Origin of the sequence: Streptomyces sp. TG1A-8, assembly GCF_030499535.1 — a bacterium.
Classification (GTDB): Bacteria; Actinomycetota; Actinomycetes; order Streptomycetales; family Streptomycetaceae; genus Streptomyces.
Map to the genome: position 1 here is coordinate 6,761,686 of NZ_JASTLB010000001.1, position 18,098 is coordinate 6,779,783.

Sequence of the window (18,098 nt, forward strand, 5' to 3'; positions counted from 1 at the left end):
AAACCGCGTTCCCCGTCCGGGTGTGGAACCGCCGGCCTTCACGGGTGGAGGAGCCGCCTGGTCACGGCCGTGGCGGTGTCGAGTGGTGCGGGACTGCGGTGGATCTTGGTCATGACGCTTGCGCCGAGCCGCATCTCGTACAGGGTCTGCGCCGTACCGCGGGGATCGCCGCCGACCGCGATCGATCCGTCCGCGAGGCCACTGGTGATCGTGCGCTCGATGCGGTCGACGATCGCATCGGTGCCCTCCTTCAGGGCCAGCCGCATCGCCTCCGACAGGTCGGCGGCTTCGGCGCCGAGCTTCACGGTGGGGCGCTTGCCCTGGCACTCGTCGACGCCCTGCGTCTGCCGCCACTGCCGCCACTGCCGCCAGTAGGCCGTCAGCCGCTCGGCGGCCGGCTCGTCCGGCTGCGCGAGGACGCGGTCCGTGCCGGAGGCGTACTCGTCGAAGTGGCCCCTCGGGAGTGCTTCACCGAAAGCGTCCTTGGAGGGGAAGTGGTGGTGGAAGGACCCCTCGGGCACGCCGGCCTCCGCGAGCACCTCGGTGATGCCGACCGCGGAGTGGTCCTTGTGGGCCGTGATCCGCCGGGCGGCGTCGAGAATGCTTCGGCGGGTGTCGGTGCTGCGTGCGGTGACTGGCATGACGATGACTCTAGCGTATGAATAGACCAGTCGTCTACGCGCTGGGGGGAGGGTCCCGGGCCGTGGCCGGTGGATGCTGGGCACCGCGTACGCCGACGGGTGGTCTCCCTCCGCCGGGCAGGGGGTCGGCACGCGGGGCCCGGCCGGCCGGCGCGTACGGCCGGCGCCGGGACCGAAGGGGATGCGGCCGACCGGAACACGGCGCGAAGTCGTCCGGGGTGGGGCACCCCCCTCTGTCCGGTGTCGGCGGCGACATCCCTGACCGTCCTGGTGGCCGGATCCGGCGAGGGGTCGAGTACGCCAAGGACGGTGCCTCGCCGGCCGTTGCCAGCTGCCGCGTCCCGGGCCCAGCGGTTGGTGGAGGGGGCACCCGGGAGCGGGGCGGGGGTTCCGCAGCCTCCCGGGACGGCCCGGGCGGGGCGGGCGGAGGTGACGGAAGGCGGATTGGCATCGGCCGGTGTGCGGGCCCAGCCGAGCACCACCGCACCGCTCGCCGCGTCCGCCGTGCGCGGCGGGACGGGCACCGCGGCGGGGAACGGGCGGACCGCCCAAGGGGGCGGAGAATACTGGCCGGTGCGCTTGTCCTGCACAGGATCGCCGTCGGGATCCTCGATGAACCACACCAGCGGGCCGTTGTCCGACAGCCGCCGCCGGCCGGCGAAGGAGCCGTAGCGGTAATGCACCAGGCTGCGTGCGGCGCAGGGCTGGTCGGACAGGATCCGGGGGCCGGCCGGTTCCGCCGTGGCCCGGTGCAGCTCCTTCGCGAGCCGGGCCGCGTCGGCATCGGAGCGCGGGTGGACGGTGATGAACTTGCCCGAGCTTCCCCGGGGCGTGGCGCGGGAGTTGAGCGCGCCCACCTGGTCGAGCGACCGGGCGAACTTGAACGCCCGATCCTCCCGCAGCAGTACGTCCAGGGCCTTCGCGAGGACCGTCGGCGCGGAGGCGGTCGTTGCCGACAGGCGCAGCTTCCAGCCCTGCTCGCGTCGCGAGCCGGACCGGGGTGCGGCGCGGCACCACATCCCGTCCGTGTCGGCCGGCCAGCGCTCGCCCGTGCCCGTGGCGTGCAGTGCCTGCTCGAGCAGGCGCTGCAGTTCGACTTCGGTGGCGTGACTCGTCATGCGCGTCCCTCTCAACGGTGAGCCGCTGACGAAGATTCGTCCGATAATGAGAATCTAATTACTCCTTATCCTGATTCATGTTATTCGATAAGTGTGTGGGGCTCTTGTCCCAAGCCGAGGAGCGCGTCCGGCGCGGAAGGAAACGAGGACGCGTGCACGCCCCTCCTCGGCAGTGCCCGTCCAGCCGTCCAGCCGCCCATCGGCCCGCGGTCAAGGGGAGGTGTGACACGTGCGCCCGTCCGCGTTCGCACCGGTCACCGGTGCGTCTTCCTCGACCGGGAGTCGCGCCGAACGTTCCACGGTCCCCGTCGGGCGAGCACGTCAGCTCTTTGATCCGCCGCCGGGCGGCGCCTTCGGGATCCAGCCCGGGGGTCCCGGAGGGCCGCCCACCACCAAGTCGTACGTCAACGACTGGACCGACGTCGACAGGGCCACGGGCGAGGTGCTCTCCGTCGACAGGGCGAAGTACCTCGCCTTCGTCGCCACCCGGGCCACCCTCAAGACGACTCCCGCCTTCGACGCCGTGGGCGTCAACGGGAACACCGCCAGACGGCACCCGCGACCGGGACACCTCGTTCATCGTCTCGCTCAACCTCGACCGGGCGCTCGCTGCGGACAAGCAGGTCGAGGACGTCGACTGCCGGCTCGCCTGGAACCAGCCGCACGCCGGCAACTACGACGTGCCCGAGGCCATGGCGTGGATCCCCGAGGTGGTGCGCACGGCGGGCGACCCGCTCGCCCCCGGCCGCCACGGATGAGGCCGGCGGGGCACCGCGACCCGCCACGGCAGAACGCCCGACAGCCGCCTCACCGGACTCCGCCTCCGCGCAGCGGCCACGTGGATCAGCCACCCCCGGAAAGCCCGTCGGTCACGGCTAGGCCGGCTCCACGGGGTGCTCCGGCGGCGAGCGCGGTGCGTCATGAGCGGCCGCGGGCCGGTTCCGGCTCGTGCCGGGCCGTCCGGTCGCGTCGGGGAAGCAGGACAGGGGTGGCCAGGATGAGCAGCCCAGCGGCCGTGAGGGCGGCGCGTGGGCCGGTGACGTCGGCGAGCAGCCCGGCGAGCGTGGTGAGGACGGCGATGGACGCCTGCTGGCCGATGGACCAGGCCGACAGGGTTCGGGCGACGAGGTGCTCGGGGGTGTGTTCGAGCCGGTAGGTGGCGAGCACCGGGGTGTACAGGCTCATGTTGATGATGATCGCCAGCTCGACGGCCATCACGGTGACGAGGCCGACGACGCCGGGACGGACGAAGACCAGGCCGATCAACCAGACGGCGCGCAGGGTGCCCACGGTCCGGAAGACCGCGTGCTTGCCGTGGCGGGCCACGACACGGGCGGCCAGCCGGGAGCCGATGAGTCCGCCGACGCAGGGGGCGGCGAAGGCGAGGCCGTACTGCCAGGGCGGGAACCCGAGCTGGCGAAGGAGGAGCACGGCCAGCAGCGGCTCGGTGGCCATGATCAGACCGGCGACGAGCACCTGGTTGAGGTAGAGCGCCCGCAAGCCGGGATGGCCCAGGATGTGCCGCCAGCCGTCAAGCACTGCGCCCGCCCGGGCCGGGCTTTCTCCGGTTGCCCGCGGCGCTTCTTCCCCGCCGCGGATCGCGGTGATGCTCAAGGCGGAGAGCAGGTAGCTGAGCGCGTCGGCCACCACGGTGGTGACCGGCCCGAACAGGCCGATCGCCGCCCCGCCCAGCGGCGGCCCGACTGCGATGGAGCTCCAGTTCGTGGACTCGAACCGCGCGTTGGCGACGAGGAGGTCGTCCGGCCGCACGAGGGCCTTGAGGTAGGCGCCGCTGGCCGCGTTGAAGGCGATCTTGGCTGCGGCGACCACGGCCGAGACCACGAGCAGTTGGACGAAGCTGAGCCATCCGAAGCCGTAGGCGACGGGGATCGTCCCCATGGCCGCGAACCGGGCCAGGTCCATCATGATCATGACCGGGCGCTTGCGCCGGAACTCCACCCACGGCGCAAGGGGCACCGCGATCAGCGCGCCCACCGCGGGCCCCACCGCGGACAGCGCGGACACCTCGGCGGGGCCGGCATGCAGCACCAGCACGGCGATCAGCGGCAGCGCCCCGAACCCCAGCCCGGACCCGTACGCGCTCACCGCATATGACGCCCACAGCCAGCCGAACTGCCGGCCCAACCGTCTCCTGCCCACCATGCGCAGCGCGCCCCCTCGATGTCCCACCCGAACAGACCGACAGACCGACAGACCGACAGACCAGCGGGCCGGCGTCGACCAGCGAGAGCTAAGCGAGCGGCGGAGCACCGGGTCAAACAACCGCCCTGCCGGCGATCCACAACCGTTCGTTGTTCACTAAGGTGGACCGGCGTGGATCTCGAAGCCGTACGCACCTTCGTGGCCGTCGCGGAAGCGGGTCAGTTCCGGAAAGCCGCCGCCGACCTGTCGATCACCCAGCAGGCCGTCTCCAAGCGCGTCGCGGCGCTGGAGCGCGACCTCGGCGTGCGGCTGTTCACCCGCACGCCGCACGGCGCCGAACCCACCATCGACGGGCAGGCGTTCCTGCCCCACGCGCGCGAACTGCTGCGCGCCGCCGAGCGCGCGGTCGCGTCCGTGCGCACCGGCCGCCGTCCGCTGCGCGTCGACGTGATCAACTCACGCGGCGCGGCGTCGGGCCTGATGCGCGGATTCCACCGCGCCCGCCCCGAGATCGAGCTCGACGTGCTGATGCTGTTCGACATCGAGTCGGCCGTCACCGCCATCCGCTCCGGCGCGCTCGACGCCTCCTTCCGCGCCGTCGCCGCGCCCGGCCGTCCCCTTCCCGAGGACGTCGAGTCCGTCCGGGTGCTCGACGAGCCGCTCCAGCTCCTCACCGGCCCCGCCCACGCGCTGGCGGGTGCCCGGTCGGTGACCCTCACCCAGCTCGCCGGGCACCGGATCTGGATTCCCGGCATCGTCCCCGGCACCGAGTGGGCCGCCTACTACGACGACCTCGTCGCCGAGTTCGGCCTCACCATCGAGTCGACCGGCCCCAACTTCGGCTCCGACGCCCTCCTCGACACCGTCGCCGACACCCCCGCCCTGGCCACCTTCATGGGTGAGCACACCCGCCTCATCTGGCCCGCCGATCACGGTCTGCGCCGCATCCCGGTGACCGACCCGACCCCCGTCTACCCGCACTCGCTCCTGTGGCACCGCGACAACCCCCACCCGGCGCTGGCCGACCTGCGCGCCCACCTCGTCGCCACGGGGAGCGGCCACGACGCCGCCGGGACCTGGACGCCGGGCTGGGTGACTCCGCGCTGAACGGCTCCGCGCGTTCGGTCATCGCGGCCGGACCGACGGACGGTGAGCCGGGGTCAGGGCCCGGGACCGCCCGGCGCGACGAAGCACCACCGGGAAGTCTCGTCCGAACAACCGGTCGTTGGTCCGGGGGCGTTGCCGGATGCGCAGTGGGCGCGGATCGAGCCGTTGGCGCCGGAGCGGGCGCCGGAGTGGAGTGGCCGCTGCGGAACCGTCATGGGGTGGTCGACGTGATCGCCCGCATGTTCCGGACCGGGACGCAGTGGGTGCACCTGCCGGGGGAGTGCGGCAGGTGGAGGGGCGTCTGCGACCGGCTGCGGATGCGGGTCGTCGACGGCATGCGGGAGAGGGTGTCCACCGCCCTGGTGGTCCGGGCCGATGCGGACGGGGAACCGAGGCGGGCCGTTTCGTCGACTCCACGATCGTACGGACCCGTCGGCACGCGGCCGGCGCCCGCAGGAGGTCCCCCGGCCGGCGAACCGGACCACCACACCATCGGCCGGTCCCGCGGCGGACCGGCCACGGAGGTCCACCTCGCGTCCGGACCGCCCGGCTGACTTGCAGGCCCCAAGTGGCTGTACCAGTGTGGGGAGAGGTGGGGGTTCCTCGGGGACGTCGGGCCCGTTCGCAAAGGCAAGTACTCTTCCGTTCAGGGTGGTCCCATGTTCACACGTACGTTCCGCAGGTTCCGCGCGCTCACGGCCGGGATACCGCTCGTCACGGCGGCGCTGGTCGGAGGTGTCCTGACGGCAGGCCCGGCATCGGCGGTCGACACCGGAGAGGTGACCTACAAGGGCACCGTGACCTGTGACAAGGCTTTCCCCGCCCCCAACAAGTCCGTCCCCCAGCGGGTGGCGCTGGACAGCGACGAGGACGATGCGGCCGTCAAGGTCACGGGGGTGGAGGGCCGTCGGGCGAGGTACGAGATCACCAAGCTGGAGGTCCCGCTCGACTCGAACTTCAACCTCGCGGTCACGGTCACGTGCAAGCCGCCGAGAACGCAGGCCCAGGTGTTCACCAAGTCGCTCCCGCAGGCCGACCTGACGGAGAATCAGACGATCAGGCTGAACATCAAGTAGGTGTTCCCCGCCCCGTCGGCCCGTCGGCCCGGCGGGGCGGGCGCCCGCTCGGAGCGGAGATCCGCCTCGCCCGCCCCGCCCCGGCGGCGGGCACGGCGCGGCAGCCCGGTGGGGTGGAAGGAGGCTGTGGCCGGTGCCGAGGGGCGGATATGTGATTTGTGTGGAGGGGGCCGGGGCGGTGCCAGGGAGGGGAGCGGGGCTGCGAGACTGGCCGGTATGGAAATCGGTCGCAGGAGCGACGTCACCGTCGCCGGCAACCCACTGGGGCGGCCAGTGGTGCCGGCTCACGGGTTCGGCTGTGATCAGGACACGTGGCGGCCGACGATGCCCGCTCCGGGGCGTGACCACCGGGTGGTGCTGTTCGACCACGTGGGGTCGGGCCACTCGGACCCGGCCGCGTTCCCGGAGGACCGCTGCGCTTCCCCGGATACCTGTGCCCGCGACGTGGTTGAGGTGGGCGAGGCGCTCGACCTGCGGGATGCGGTGTTCGTGGGAGCACTGCGATGATGTGCCGCACCGGGCAGCAGTCCGACCCCCATGACGCCGACGGGGGGAGGACATCGGATGCGGCGTTCGCCGCACTGCTGGAGGACGACGTAGAGGAACTCTACGAGAGCGCGCCGTGCGGATACCTGTCCACGCTGATGGACGGCACCATAGCCAAGGTCAACACCACGCTGCTGGGCTGGCTCGGCCTGGAGCGGGACGCGGTGGTGGGCCGGATGCGGTTCACCGACCTGCTGACCGTCGGCGGCAAGCTCTATCACGAGACGCACTTCGCGCCACTGCTGCGGATGCAGGGCGAGATCAGCGGTATCGCCCTGGAGGTCAAACAGGCCGGCGGCGTCCGGATGCCGGTCCTGGTCTCCTCCGTGGTCAAGCACGGCAGCACGGGGGAGCCGCTGCTGATCCGTACCACCGTCTTCGACGCCCGGGACCGGCGCACCTACGAGGAAGAACTCCTGCGGGCCCGCAAGGCGGCGGAGGAAGCGCGGAAGCAGGCGGAGGCCGACCGCGCACGGTTGCAGGACGCTCTCGCCGTGCTCCAGCAGTCGCTTCTGCCCGACACGCTGCCGCCGGTCCCCGGGGTGGAGACGGCCGCCCACTACCGGACGGCCTCCCCCGACCGGCTCGGCGGCGACTTCTACGACCTCTTCCCCCTCGACGGCAAACGCTTCGCCTTCTTCCTCGGTGACGTGTGCGGCAAGGGCCCCCAGGCCGCCGCGCTCACCTCGCTCACCCGCTACACCCTGCGCGCCGCGGCCCTGCACGACCCCGACCCCGTTGCGGCCCTGTCGACCCTCAACAAGGTGCTGCACGAGCGGTACACCGGTGGCGATCCGCGCTACTGCACCGCCATCTTCGGCATCCTCGAACCCGACCCCGTGATCGGACGGGGCACCGTCCACCTCGCCTCGGGCGGCCACCCCCCGGCCCTCGTCCTGCGCGCGGACGGCACGGCCGACTTCCTGCCCACCCCCGGCGGCCTTCTCGTCGGCGTCCTGCCCGCCCCACGCTTCACCGCCGCCACCACCGTGCTCACCCCCGGCGACACCCTCCTGCTCTACACCGACGGCATCACGGAAGCACGGACCGGCAAGGACCGCACCACCCTGTACGGGGACCAGGCCCTGCGCGCCTTCGCCGCCGGCCACGCCGGCGAGCCCCCGCACGCCGTCATCCGGGCACTGACCGGTCTGCTGGACGACTTCGGCGACGGCCTCGACGATGACACCGCCCTGCTCGCCCTCGGCGTCCCCGCAACCGACCCCAGGACGAAGAACACCACATGAGCCCGTTGAAGATCACCACTCGAGACGCCGCAACCGGTCCCGTCCTGGCGATCCTCGGCGAACTCGACTACGACAACGCCAGCCAGTTGCGGGAGCTGCTCACCACGCTCGCCCTCCGGCCGGGCCAGCGCCTCGTCCTGGACCTGGCGGAGATGGAATTCTGCGACTCCAGCGGCATCACCGCCCTGATCGCCGCCCGCAACCTCGCCCACGCGGCCCAGGCCGACATCGCGCTCGCCGCAGTCCCCGGCCACACCCTCCGTGTGCTGCGCATCGTCGGCCTCGACCAGGTCTTCGCCCTCCATCCCGACAGCACCGCCGCCACCCGGGACTGACCCGTAAGGGCGAGGCGCACGCATCGTCCCCCGGCGACTCCGTGCCCGGGCCGGAGCGGTTCCCGGGCCGTCGGGCCGGGCCGTCCCCGGCCGCCGCACCCCGTCGTGCTCCGCGCGCACCGGCCGCGCCCTGCGCGCCACCGGCCGGGGACGGTTCCACCCCGCGCTCCCGCGACCGGCGGGTCCTCCACCTCAGAGGGTTGACATGGGCGCGTCATGGAAGTGTTCTATGGGAAATTTCGTTCGGCCGTGTTGGATCACGTGCCATTCACCTCGCTTGGAGCCGCATGCGCCAGACCGGCGACGCACCTTCGGGCAGCGCCTCGCGGCATCGGCCACCTCCCTCCTCCTGGCCGCGGGCGGCCTGGCCGGTGCCTCGGCGCTGACCGCGGGGGCGGTGCGCCGGAGGCGCAAGCGACCGCCCGCGGTCGGGGGGCGGGGGCGGCGGACGGGCGCGGCTGAAATCCGTTCACCTGCCGGGAACCGTGGAGTCACGGGCCCTTGCGGTTCAGCAGGGGGCGGCGGTGCGTCACTCGTGGAGGCGGCGGGTCCCTCGGAGGGGGCGGTACCCGGCTACGAGCCGGCCGGCGGGGTGAGGGCGGTGCGGTCGAACGGCCCGCGTCGCGGTGCGCGAGCAGCGCCTGCCGGTAACGGCCGGCTCCCGGGCCCTTTCCGGGGACTCGGCCGGCAACTCGTCAATTACAAATTGACGACCCTCGATCGTCAACTTAATATTGACGTATGAGTCCACTCGACATCAGCCTCGCCGACCTGATCGCCCGTCTCGACGAGGAGCTTCCCGACGCCAACGAACTGGCCCGCGTCAGCGAGGCGCGACTGCGCGCCCAGACCCTGTCCGACCTCGGTGACCAGCTCATCGACCACTACGTCAGCAAGGCCAAGCGGAACGGCGCGTCATGGACCGAGATCGGCGATGCCATCGGCGTGTCCAAGCAGGCCGCCCAGCAACGCCACGCCCCCGGTCCCTTCGAGCGGTACACCGACCTGAACCGGCACAGCATCGTGCTGGCGCAGGAGGCCGCCCGGACCCACAAGCACGACTTCATCGGCACCGAACACCTCCTGCTCGGCCTGCTCGGCGAGCCGCGGGGCCTGGCGTACGAGGTGCTGATCGCGAAAACCGGGTCGGAGCAACGCATCCGCGACGCGGTCGAGGAAGCGATGCCGCCGGCCGGGCGGAAGGCGCTGCGGGGCCACATCGCGTTCCGGCCGGAGAGCAGGGAGGCCATCGAGCAGGCACGTCGCGCGTCGGCCGACCTCGGCCACGACTGGGTCGGTACCGAACACGCCCTGCTGGGCCTGATCCGCGTCGAGGAGAGCCCGGCCGCGCGGATCCTGCGCAACCTCGGCTTCACCTCGGAGGAGTTGGGCGAGACGGCCAAGACAGGGATCGCCGAACGGTCCGCCACGCGCGACAAGCGGTAGCGGAACGACCGGTCGCAGCGACTGGTCCGCCGACGCGCTTCCCGGCGAGCCGGTGGTGCCCTGCACCCAGACCGCCGACGGCCGCGCGGCGCGCCCCGCGGCGAAACTGGGGTCCTGGCTGCCGCAACCCGACGGATGGGGCGAGATGTCCGTCGAGGCGCAGGACGCGGTCCCGGGGTTCCCGCTGGAGCTGTACCGCGCGGCACTGCGGCTGCGGCGCGAACTGGTCCGCGGCGAGGACCTGACCTGGATCGAGGAGGCGGGCGGGGCGACGGCCGGGGCCCTCGCCTTCGACTGCGGTGGCTGGCGGTGCGCGGCCAACCTCTCCGCGGTGCCCGCCCCGCTTCCCGCGGGCGAAGTGCTGCTCGCCTCCAGTCCCTGCGACGGGAGGGAACCGCCGCCCTGGACCACGGTCTGGCTGCGCGGCACCGAGACCGCCGACGCCACCGTGGGGTAGGCCACGGCCGGGGTGCGCTGCCGCGGCGGACCACCGCCACCGCCCGGACCGCCCCCCGGCCAGCTCCGGTCCGATGGACGGGTTACGCAGCCTCGTCCTGGAGGACCGTCAGGCACTTGGGACCCCCGACCGGGCCGGGGCTGTCTGTTCCACCCGCCCGGCGACGGCACGGGCGGACGGCCCGAGGTGCAGTGCGGCGAGCTGCGGCGGATCACCGCCGACGCGCTCAAGGAGGGGTACTCCCAGGACGGCGGCCGCCGCGCCGGCGGTCTGGAGGAGATCCGCTCCACCGACACCGAGCACCTGGAGTTCGACCCGTAGCCCACGCTTTCCGCTGTGGGGAGGGGACCCGTCCCGGGGCCAAGCCGAGGGAACCCGGTCCGGTGGCCCGGTGGACCTGGGCAAACAGCGGACGGCTTCCTGGAACGTCCCGCGAGGGCGCGCCCCCTGAGCGTCCTTGGCCGGCGGGGACACGGTTCTCACCGGCATCCCCCGGTGCCGGTGCATGACGCCGGCCGGACCCGGGAGGACCCCGGAGTTCCCCCAGCGGCGTCAGGGGCCACCACTGTCCGGCCGTCAGCCGAAACGGGTGCGGCACAGCTGCACGATCCAAGGATCGGCCACGCCGTCCGCCCGACGGCACAACTCCTGCAGCTGCTCGATTCCCTGACGGGGCGATACCGGTCGCGGTCGTACCGAGGGCCTCCGGTTGGCCGGCCGCGGGTGGGGGTGCGGCGGCCGCGGAACGACCGGGCCGGCCGCGGGGGCGGGATCAGCAGGCGCCCGCGGCGTCGGCCGTCGCCGGGACTTCCCCGGCCCGGCCTGCTCCAGTCCTCGCCCCAGCTGCGGCTTCCGTCCCGCAGTGCGGACCAGGGCCGAGCGTCCCTGCGGGGGCACGGCCGAAGCCGGCCCGGGCGCCGACGCGTGTGCTCCGTCCGGCGCGACCGGGCGGCCGGGGGCCGGGGCGGAAGGGGAGGACACGCCGGGGGCGACCGTCGTACAGCCCGCCGGGCCCAGGAGGAGGACGAGCAGCAGGATCAGTGATCGGCCAGACACCGGACCACTGTGCCGCCTTCGGTGCGGCCGCCGCCTCCGCCACGCGGCCCGTCCACTCCTACGAGGGAACCAGCCGGTGCGGCTCAGTACACGACCGGGGACGGCGGGCCCCCTCCCGGGGGGCCGGCGCGCGGCCGGCCCCCCGGGAGGGGGAAGAGGGAGAGAGGGGGAGAGAGGAGGGGACGGAGTGCGCGACCGGGTCGCCGTCTGGCCCGGCGGGCTCCTGCCCGTTCCACGGGATTCCAGGAACTGACCGAAAAAGAACGCAACCTTTCGCCTAATTGGGAACGTTGACTGTTTTCCGGGAGATTCCGGAACCGCGGTACGGCGCACGCGGTCTTAGCAGCCACAGCGGGCCGGGCAGTACCGGCCGTCACATCCCAGGGGGACCACCCGCATGTTCCAGCGTGTCCGCAACCGTCGCACCGCACTCGTCGTCACCCTCGCCGCAGCGGCGCTCTCCGTGGCCGCCGTGACCCCGGCCGTGGCCGGCGGCACCAGCGCCGCCGCGCCCGCCGCCCGGACGGTGTCCGGCACGGTCACCCAGGGCGACCCGCGCGGCACCGTCCAGCGGGTCGCCGACTTCTACGGCGCCTACATCGACGCCGTCTGGGACGGCGAGGACCCGTCGTCCGCCGCAGCGCAGAACGCGCTGCGCGGCTTCTACCTCTCCGCCGGGGCGCAGAAGAAGGTCGCTGCCTACGAGGCCGAGCAGCACGCCAACGGCATCCTCTTCGCGCAGAACGTCCCGGTGAAGTGGAGTGTGGCCTACACCGGCTCGGGCGCCGGCCACGCCACCAGCCGCGTCACCCTCACCTGGAGCGACGGCGCGAGCCCCGGGGTCACGGCGATCGACGTCCAGTCCGACCTGGCCACCCGGAAGATCACCGACCTGCGCCCGGTGAACTGACCGGGCCCGGCCTCCCGCCGAGCGCCGGTCACGCTCCGTCGCGCTCACCGCGGTGAGCAGGGGCCGGCCGCCGGGACCCGGGCCGAGGGCGGGCGCGGTCCCGCGGGCGGCAGCCGGTCCGCACGAGCCGGTTGCCCGGCCGGTGGCGATCGGGGTTCTTGCCGGCCGGGGAGACCACCCTTCTCCCGACCCGCACCTGGTCTCCCGAGTCAGGAGCCGTGCTCAGGCGCAGGGGCCGCGGGGTGGCCACGGGGTACGACCGGCCTGCCGTCCGCTACGGGACGACCGTGCCGGTAGCAGTGCTCGGCGCCGGCGGTCACCGCGAGACCGCGCAGGTGCGGACGGGCCGGCGGCCGTGACGACCGCCGCGCGCCGCTGCCCCCTGGGGACGCCGGCAGGCGGCGGCGTGCTCCCGCCTCCCGCCGGTGCACGGCACCAGCCACTCGCCGGGCCGCGGGTTCAGGCCGGGGACGGGGCCGATCCGTGCCGCTTCACGGCCAGGACGGTTCGTTGCGGGGCACGACGACCACTTCCGGCATGGCGCTGGTGGCGGGCACGGACAAGGCGCACAGCACCGCGTCGGCAACGATGCCGGGGGCTTGCAGCTTGGAGGTGTCGGCGTCCGGGAAGCGCTCCGTGATGAACGGTGTTTCCATGCCCCCGGCGACGATGCCGGTGATGCCGACGCCCAGGCAGTCGCGCTGGGCCTCCTGGAACAAGGTGTGGGTGAAGGCCCGCAGACCTGTTTTGCTGGCCGCGTAGGGACCGGCCTCGGTCCAGGTCCGGTTGGACGCGGTGGACAGGATGTTGACGATGTGGCCCTCCCCCCTGGCCACCATGCGCCGGTAGAGGGCCAGGCACAGGTACATCGGGCCCAGGAGGTTCGTGGTGACCACGCGGGTGACTTCGTCGGCGGTCAGGTGCTCGATCGGCTTGGTGACGTCGACGGCGGCATTGTTGACCAGGATGTCCGGCGACCAGCCGTCCTGCTCAAGGTCCTGGACCACCGCGGCCACGGCGTCGGCGTCGCGGACGTCGAGCTCCACGAACCGCGCCTCGTGCCCCTCCGCGGTCAGGGCGGCACACACCTTCTCGCCGTCCTCGCGGCGTACGTCGGCCAGGCACACGCCCGCTCCCGCGCCGGCCAGGCGGCGGGCGATGGACGCCCCCAGGCCGCGGGCCGCGCCGGTGACCAGGGCACGTCTGCCGGACAGGTCCGCGTGAATGCTCGATGTCAAGATCGTGCCTTTCGGTTGTGCCGCCGACCGGGTCGGTGCCACGCCGGACGGTCGAGCCGGTGGGTGGCTTCCTGTTCCCTCCCCCGAGGGGCGGGGCGTCGGACCGGGACCGGCGCGGACAGCACCCGGTTGGCGCAGACCCGTTCGGGGGCGCCCCTCGTGCCGGCGAAGCGCGTCCCGCGCGGAGGGGGCGACGGCTCCGGTCCGGCGCGCAGGGCCCCCACGGCATGACGGTGCCGACGAGCCGCCCGCTCCCGGCGGGGCGCGGTGGCGGCCGACACCGACGGCCACCGGACGCTGGCCCCGGTGGCCGTCGGTGGGACAGCGTGTGCGCCATGGCGTCGGAGACCGCCCGGATGACGGGCTCGGGGGTCCGCGTGCCGCCGGACCCGTCGAAGTGGGCCGTGCCGGTGACCCGGGCGGGGGACCCGGAGCGGAGGACGGCGGCGCCGTACGTCACGGAGTGCTTCCGCCGGACCGCGTGAGCACGGCGTTCCCCCGGCTGTTCAGCCCGCCACGGCGGTCCGCAGCAGCTCCGGTGGGCCCGGGCCGCGGTCATCAGCCCGTCCGGCGCCGCCCTGCCGACCAGCAACGCCCTGCTCGTCACTCTGCTGGAGCGGCAGCTGGTGCAACAGGTGGACGACCGCCTGCGCACCGCTGCCGCGACGACCGCGCGGCTGCCGAACCCGGCGGACGCGCCGGGCGGGACCGCACCGCACGCGCGCGACACGGTGGAGGGCGAGCCGACCGGCGATGTCTACGTCGCCCACGTCGATGCCGCGGGCCGCGTCCAGCACACGCTGCGGCCGGTCAGGGGCAGCGCCCCACGGCTCCCGGTCCTGAACGCCGCCGCGGTCCCGGCCCGCGACCGCACCCCCTTCCAGGTCCCGGACCGGGGCGACGGCGACGAGTGGCGCGTGATCGCCGTCCCGCTGCACCCCGTCCGGGGAACGGATGCGGACACCGCCACCGGCGGCAGCGTCGTCGTGGCCGTTGCGCTGGCCACCGTCGGTTCCACCATCCGGCACCTGGGCGTGTGGACGCTGGTGATCGATTCCCTGGTGCTCGCCCTCCCGGGCGTCATCGCCTGGTTCGCCGTGCGGGCCGGCCCGCTCCCGCTGCGGCGCATCGAGACGACGGCAGCGGCCATCGCCGGCGACGACCTGCCCAGCCGTGTCCCGCAGCCGGCCACCACCCGCACCGAACTGGGCCGCCTGTCCGCCGCTCAACGGCATGCGGGACCGCATCGAAGCCGCGACGCCGCCCGCGCCGCCACCAACGAACGCATGCGCACCTTCAATCGCCGACGCCAGCCACGAACTGCGCACCCCACTGTTCGGGATCAAGGGCTTCACCGAGCTGTACCGGATGGGCGGCATGCCCCTGCGGGAGGACGTCGGCGCCGCCATGAGCCGTGTCGAACGCGGAGCGGCCCGACTCGTGCGCATCGTCGAGGACCTGCTGCTCCTCGCCCGTCCCGATGAACAGGCCACCGCCGAGGCACGCCTGCCGCTTCGCCCCACACCGATGGACCTGCGCACCTTGGCCGTCGACGCCCTGCACGACCTGCGAGCCCTGGCTCCCGAACGTCCCGCCACCCCGTTCGCCCGTGGACCCGGTGCTGCACGAATATCCCGTTGTGGGGCCGGGGACCCGGCCATAGGGTCCCGGCATGTCCCTACGTGTTCGTATGCGTCAAGCCCTCCCGGAAGCGATGCGTGCCCGCGACAAGGCCGCGGTGAGCGCCCTGCGCTCAGCACTTGCCGCGCTGGACAACGCGGAGGCGGTGCCCGTGGGCGAAGCCGGTTCGCACGGCCTGGCCATCGAGCAGTCACCGGTCGGTGCCGGTGCCGCCGAAGCAGCGCGGCGTGAGGTGGGCGAGCACGGTGTGGTGGACATCGTGCGGGCCGAGGCCACTGAACGACTGGAGGCCGCAGCGCAGCTGACTGCGCCCGTGCACGCCGACCGGGTCGCGCGGCTCCGTGCGGAGGCCGCTGTGCTGCTGCGCTTCCTCGACGGCCACGGCACCCCGTAGGACACGGCGGAACCGCCGGTCCGCGCAACGGATCACGTCATGCCGGCTCCAGGGGCCGGGTGCCCCGCCGCGGGGCCGTCAAGGAGGTGATGGGGGAGGAAGGGAGGGTCGGCCTGCGCGGCCGGGGAGCACGGCCAGGGCCTGGGAGCGCTGTGCGACGAGGCCGTCGTAGGTGCCGTCGCGTTCGGCCCAGCGGTGCATGAGGACGCCCCTCACGAGGATTTCGTGAGGGGTGGGGTCCTCCGAGAGCAGTTGCACGACCTCGGTGGCGAAGTCGTCGAGCGGCAGCGCGTGCGGGTTCGCCTTTTCCTGGCCCGCCGTGGCGACGGCCGGGGGGACGAGCTCGACGACGTCGACACCGGTGCCGTCGAGCTGCGCGCGCAGTGCCTCGGAGTAGGCGTGCACCGCGTCCTTCGAGGCGGCGTAGGTGGGCATGGGCGGGAACGGCAGGAAGGCGATGCCGGAGGTGACGGTGATGGGTGATGGAGGTGCCGGCGCCCCGCCGGACCAAGTGGGGGGTGAAGGCGTCGATGACCCGGATGGTGCCGACCAGGTCGGTGTCGATCGTCGTCTCCGCCGCCTCGAAGTGCGCGGGGTCGTGCAGGTCCGCCAGGAGCATGACGCCCGACATCGTCACCACGGTGTCCAGCTCGGGGTACCGGGCGAGTACGGCGTCGCGGAGAGATGCGACGGAGGTACTGTCGGTGACGTCGGTGCTGAACGTGCCGAAACCCTCCCCGGCGAGTTCCGGGAGTGCCTGCGGGCCGCGGCCGCCGACGGCCACGGTGCTGCCCGCCGCGGCGAACCGCCGGGCCGGCTCCCGCCCGATACCCGAGGTCCCGCCGACGAGGAGGGCGGTGCGGTTGGAGAGATCCATGAGATCTTCCCTTCGTTCCAGGGCGCCGACGGCGTTCAGGCCCGCGGCGCAGCCGGTATGTCCGCTGCCCTTCTCAAGGCAGTGCCACCGCAGTCTTGACGTAATCCACAGAGTGTGATGTAGCTCCCGTCTTCCCTGGTCCTGCCAGGGCCCCCGCTGAGGCACACGCACCGCATTACGGTGTCGGTATGAAGGATGAGGAATCCGGCAACCGACTCGGCAGCTACCTGCGCGCCCGGCGTGAGCTGGTCTCCCCGGCTCAGGCGGGACTCCCGCCCGGCGGCAACCGCCGCGTGCCCGGCCTGCGCCGTGAAGAAGTCGCCCTGCTCGCCGGAATCAGTTCCGACTACTACCTGCGTCTGGAACGGGGGCGCGACAAGAACCCCTCACTCCAGGTCCTCGAATCACTCGCGCGCGTCCTGCGGCTCGACGACGTCGAGCGGGCGTACCTGCTAGGCCTCGCGGCGGCACGCCCCAGGGTGCCGCGCCGCAAGCGGCCCGAACACGTGCCGGCGCGGGTGCACGAGCTGCTCGCCCACCTTCGGATCCCCGCGTTCGTCGAAGGGCGCGCCTTCGACGTCCTGGCCTCCAACCCCATGGCCGTCGCACTCTCCCCCCGCCTGCGACCCGGCCAGAACCGGCTTCGCTCCCTCCTCCTCGATCCCGAGGAACAAGCCTTCCACCAGGACTGGGCGAGAGCCACCGCCGATTTCATCGCCACCCTTCGCACCACCATCGGCGACGACACCGACAACCCCCGGTTCGTCGAACTCGTCGGAGAACTCGCACTGTCCAGTCAGCGGTTCCGCACCCTGTGGGCCCGCCACGACGTCCGCAGTCTCGACGGAGGCACGACCACGGTCCACCACCCAATCGTCGGTGAACTACGCCTCCACCGGGACAAACTCCCCGTCGACGACGTCATCCTCGTCGTCTACTACCCCGACAAGGACAGCGACAGCGACGAGAAACTGCAGCTCCTCGCCGCACTCCCACACACCGAGTCCGCCGACACGGCACACGACAAGCCGGCGAACGATGCCCGCCCGAGGACACCCTGACGGACACACGCCGTCCCGGCGTCGCGACCGCGAAGCCCGCGCCACGGGTTCCGTCACCCGCGAGCTCCGCACCACCAGCATCATCAGCTTTTCCGGTGACAAGGACGCCACCACCGTCGCCGTACCGATCGAGCCCGTCCAGGGCGAGGCCGGCGTCATCGTGCCGCCCGACGTCTCCTACCACACCTTCACCCTGTTCTCCATCACCTACGTCACCCAGCAACTGGACCTGGACCTGGACCACTCCCCGGTGCTGAACGGCGTCATCGTGGCCTCGCTGCTCCAGCTCGTGGCCATCCCCGCCTTCGCCACCCTGCCCGACCGCGTCGGCCGGCGACCCGTCTACCTCGCCGGCGCCACCGCCGTGGGCGTCTGGGGCTTCGCCTTCTTCCCGCTCCTGGACACCGGAGCACCCGAGGCGGTGATCCTTGCGATCGCCGTCGGACTCGTCGGCCAGGCCGCCGTGTTCGGTCCCATGGGCGCCCACATCACCGAACCCTTCCCCACCCACGTCCGCTACAGCGGCTCCTCCACCGGCTACCGGCTCGCCGGCGTCGTCGGCGGCGGCGTCGCCCCCTCATCGGCGTCGCCCCGCTGAGCGGCTTCGACAGCGGCTACGCCGTGGCCGTCTACGCCGCGCTCGCCTCCCTCGTCACCATCGCAGCCGTCCGGTGGTCCAGGAAGACCCGCCACCAGCAGCTCCAGCGGCGCATCGGGGCACCCGGCCCCTGCCCGGGCAGGCGCCCCCGTACCCGCTCGGTCCGAGCGCCGTTGCCCAGCGGCTC

At 73.0% G+C, this 18,098-nt stretch carries 17 protein-coding genes and 3 pseudogenes; 14 read left to right on the plus strand and 6 right to left on the minus strand.

Features of this window, described 5'->3' with window-relative positions; translation table 11 throughout:
* Positions 1-38: 38 nt before the first annotated feature.
* The 3 genes and pseudogenes from QQY24_RS29955 to QQY24_RS29965 form a co-directional block, all read right to left on the minus strand.
* The gene (locus QQY24_RS29955) at positions 39-641 is read right to left on the minus strand and encodes a TetR/AcrR family transcriptional regulator (RefSeq protein ID WP_301975839.1); all 603 of its coding nucleotides are present in this window, start codon (positions 639-641) and stop codon (positions 39-41) included.
* Positions 642-1,111: 470 nt separating this feature from the next.
* Positions 1,112-1,759: pseudogene (locus QQY24_RS29960) on the minus strand (hypothetical protein); the annotation flags it as partial.
* 918 nt (positions 1,760-2,677) lie between these two features.
* Positions 2,678-3,922, minus strand: coding sequence for an MFS transporter (locus QQY24_RS29965; RefSeq protein ID WP_301975840.1), 1,245 nt, complete (start codon positions 3,920-3,922; stop codon positions 2,678-2,680).
* A gap of 171 nt (positions 3,923-4,093) precedes the next feature.
* On the opposite strand from QQY24_RS29965, the gene QQY24_RS29970 reads away from it, so the two are divergent.
* From QQY24_RS29970 to QQY24_RS30010, 9 genes and pseudogenes are all read left to right on the plus strand, one after another.
* The gene (locus QQY24_RS29970; RefSeq protein WP_301975841.1) at positions 4,094-5,029 is read left to right on the plus strand and encodes a LysR family transcriptional regulator; all 936 of its coding nucleotides are present in this window, start codon (positions 4,094-4,096) and stop codon (positions 5,027-5,029) included.
* A 659-nt stretch (positions 5,030-5,688) separates the two neighbouring features.
* Positions 5,689-6,105: a hypothetical protein gene (locus QQY24_RS29975; protein ID WP_301975842.1), complete on the plus strand. Its 417-nt coding sequence runs from the start codon at positions 5,689-5,691 to the stop codon at positions 6,103-6,105.
* 216 nt (positions 6,106-6,321) lie between these two features.
* Positions 6,322-6,600 (plus strand): annotated as a pseudogene (locus tag QQY24_RS29980) (alpha/beta fold hydrolase); the annotation flags it as partial.
* 11 nt (positions 6,601-6,611) lie between these two features.
* Positions 6,612-7,898, plus strand: coding sequence for a PP2C family protein-serine/threonine phosphatase (locus QQY24_RS29985; protein ID WP_301976392.1), 1,287 nt, complete (start codon positions 6,612-6,614; stop codon positions 7,896-7,898).
* Positions 7,895-8,233, plus strand: coding sequence for an STAS domain-containing protein (locus tag QQY24_RS29990; RefSeq protein WP_301975843.1), 339 nt, complete (start codon positions 7,895-7,897; stop codon positions 8,231-8,233). The genes QQY24_RS29985 and QQY24_RS29990 overlap by 4 nt, the downstream gene beginning before the upstream one ends.
* Before the next feature lie 741 nt (positions 8,234-8,974).
* On the plus strand, positions 8,975-9,679 hold the full coding sequence (locus QQY24_RS29995; protein ID WP_301975844.1) for a Clp protease N-terminal domain-containing protein: 705 nt from the start codon (positions 8,975-8,977) through the stop codon (positions 9,677-9,679).
* Positions 9,680-9,734: 55 nt separating this feature from the next.
* Positions 9,735-10,136, plus strand: coding sequence for a DUF3459 domain-containing protein (locus tag QQY24_RS30000; protein WP_301975845.1), 402 nt, complete (start codon positions 9,735-9,737; stop codon positions 10,134-10,136).
* A gap of 186 nt (positions 10,137-10,322) precedes the next feature.
* Positions 10,323-10,457 carry a hypothetical protein gene (locus QQY24_RS30005; protein WP_301976432.1) on the plus strand — a complete coding sequence of 45 codons (135 nt, stop codon included), beginning with the start codon at positions 10,323-10,325 and terminating at the stop codon, positions 10,455-10,457.
* 1,132 nt (positions 10,458-11,589) lie between these two features.
* Positions 11,590-12,102, plus strand: a complete 513-nt coding sequence (locus tag QQY24_RS30010; RefSeq protein WP_301975846.1) for a hypothetical protein — start codon at positions 11,590-11,592, stop codon at positions 12,100-12,102.
* Between the two features lie 491 nt (positions 12,103-12,593).
* On the opposite strand, the gene QQY24_RS30015 is transcribed toward QQY24_RS30010, so the two are convergent.
* Entirely contained in the window at positions 12,594-13,340 is a 747-nt protein-coding gene (locus QQY24_RS30015) for an SDR family oxidoreductase (protein WP_301975847.1), read from the minus strand.
* Between the two features lie 335 nt (positions 13,341-13,675).
* Between QQY24_RS30015 and QQY24_RS30020 the strand changes: the two genes are divergently transcribed.
* Positions 13,676-13,825, plus strand: a complete 150-nt coding sequence (locus QQY24_RS30020; protein ID WP_301975848.1) for a hypothetical protein — start codon at positions 13,676-13,678, stop codon at positions 13,823-13,825.
* A 21-nt stretch (positions 13,826-13,846) separates the two neighbouring features.
* On the opposite strand, the gene QQY24_RS30025 is transcribed toward QQY24_RS30020, so the two are convergent.
* Positions 13,847-14,575, minus strand: a complete 729-nt coding sequence (locus QQY24_RS30025; RefSeq protein WP_301975849.1) for a hypothetical protein — start codon at positions 14,573-14,575, stop codon at positions 13,847-13,849.
* On the opposite strand from QQY24_RS30025, the gene QQY24_RS30030 reads away from it, so the two are divergent.
* Positions 14,574-15,212, plus strand: coding sequence for a HAMP domain-containing sensor histidine kinase (locus tag QQY24_RS30030; RefSeq protein WP_301975850.1), 639 nt, complete (start codon positions 14,574-14,576; stop codon positions 15,210-15,212). The genes QQY24_RS30025 and QQY24_RS30030 overlap by 2 nt on opposite strands.
* On the plus strand, positions 15,109-15,375 hold the full coding sequence (locus QQY24_RS30035) for a hypothetical protein (RefSeq protein WP_301976393.1): 267 nt from the start codon (positions 15,109-15,111) through the stop codon (positions 15,373-15,375). The genes QQY24_RS30030 and QQY24_RS30035 overlap by 104 nt, the downstream gene beginning before the upstream one ends.
* Positions 15,376-15,453: 78 nt before the next feature.
* On the opposite strand, the pseudogene QQY24_RS30040 reads toward QQY24_RS30035, so the two are convergent.
* Positions 15,454-16,252: pseudogene (locus QQY24_RS30040) on the minus strand (SDR family oxidoreductase).
* Positions 16,253-16,440: 188 nt separating this feature from the next.
* On the opposite strand from QQY24_RS30040, the gene QQY24_RS30045 reads away from it, so the two are divergent.
* Positions 16,441-17,313: a helix-turn-helix transcriptional regulator gene (locus tag QQY24_RS30045; RefSeq protein ID WP_301975851.1), complete on the plus strand. Its 873-nt coding sequence runs from the start codon at positions 16,441-16,443 to the stop codon at positions 17,311-17,313.
* Positions 17,291-17,911 carry an MFS transporter gene (locus QQY24_RS30050; RefSeq protein ID WP_301975852.1) on the plus strand — a complete coding sequence of 207 codons (621 nt, stop codon included), beginning with the start codon at positions 17,291-17,293 and terminating at the stop codon, positions 17,909-17,911. The genes QQY24_RS30045 and QQY24_RS30050 overlap by 23 nt, the downstream gene beginning before the upstream one ends.
* Positions 17,912-18,098: the final 187 nt, after the last annotated feature.

Coding starts and splice junctions, on each gene's coding strand:
- QQY24_RS29955 (WP_301975839.1), bottom strand. CDS start 641: ATGCCAGTCACCGCACGCAGCACCGACACCCGCCGAAGCATTCTCGAC.
- QQY24_RS29965 (WP_301975840.1), bottom strand. CDS start 3,922: ATGGTGGGCAGGAGACGGTTGGGCCGGCAGTTCGGCTGGCTGTGGGCG.
- QQY24_RS29975 (WP_301975842.1), top strand. CDS start 5,689: ATGTTCACACGTACGTTCCGCAGGTTCCGCGCGCTCACGGCCGGGATA.
- QQY24_RS29985 (WP_301976392.1), top strand. CDS start 6,612: ATGTGCCGCACCGGGCAGCAGTCCGACCCCCATGACGCCGACGGGGGG.
- QQY24_RS29990 (WP_301975843.1), top strand. CDS start 7,895: ATGAGCCCGTTGAAGATCACCACTCGAGACGCCGCAACCGGTCCCGTC.
- QQY24_RS29995 (WP_301975844.1), top strand. CDS start 8,975: ATGAGTCCACTCGACATCAGCCTCGCCGACCTGATCGCCCGTCTCGAC.
- QQY24_RS30010 (WP_301975846.1), top strand. CDS start 11,590: ATGTTCCAGCGTGTCCGCAACCGTCGCACCGCACTCGTCGTCACCCTC.
- QQY24_RS30020 (WP_301975848.1), top strand. CDS start 13,676: ATGGCGTCGGAGACCGCCCGGATGACGGGCTCGGGGGTCCGCGTGCCG.
- QQY24_RS30030 (WP_301975850.1), top strand. CDS start 14,574: ATGCGGGACCGCATCGAAGCCGCGACGCCGCCCGCGCCGCCACCAACG.
- QQY24_RS30025 (WP_301975849.1), bottom strand. CDS start 14,575: ATGCCGTTGAGCGGCGGACAGGCGGCCCAGTTCGGTGCGGGTGGTGGC.
- QQY24_RS30045 (WP_301975851.1), top strand. CDS start 16,441: ATGAAGGATGAGGAATCCGGCAACCGACTCGGCAGCTACCTGCGCGCC.
- QQY24_RS30050 (WP_301975852.1), top strand. CDS start 17,291: ATGCCCGCCCGAGGACACCCTGACGGACACACGCCGTCCCGGCGTCGC.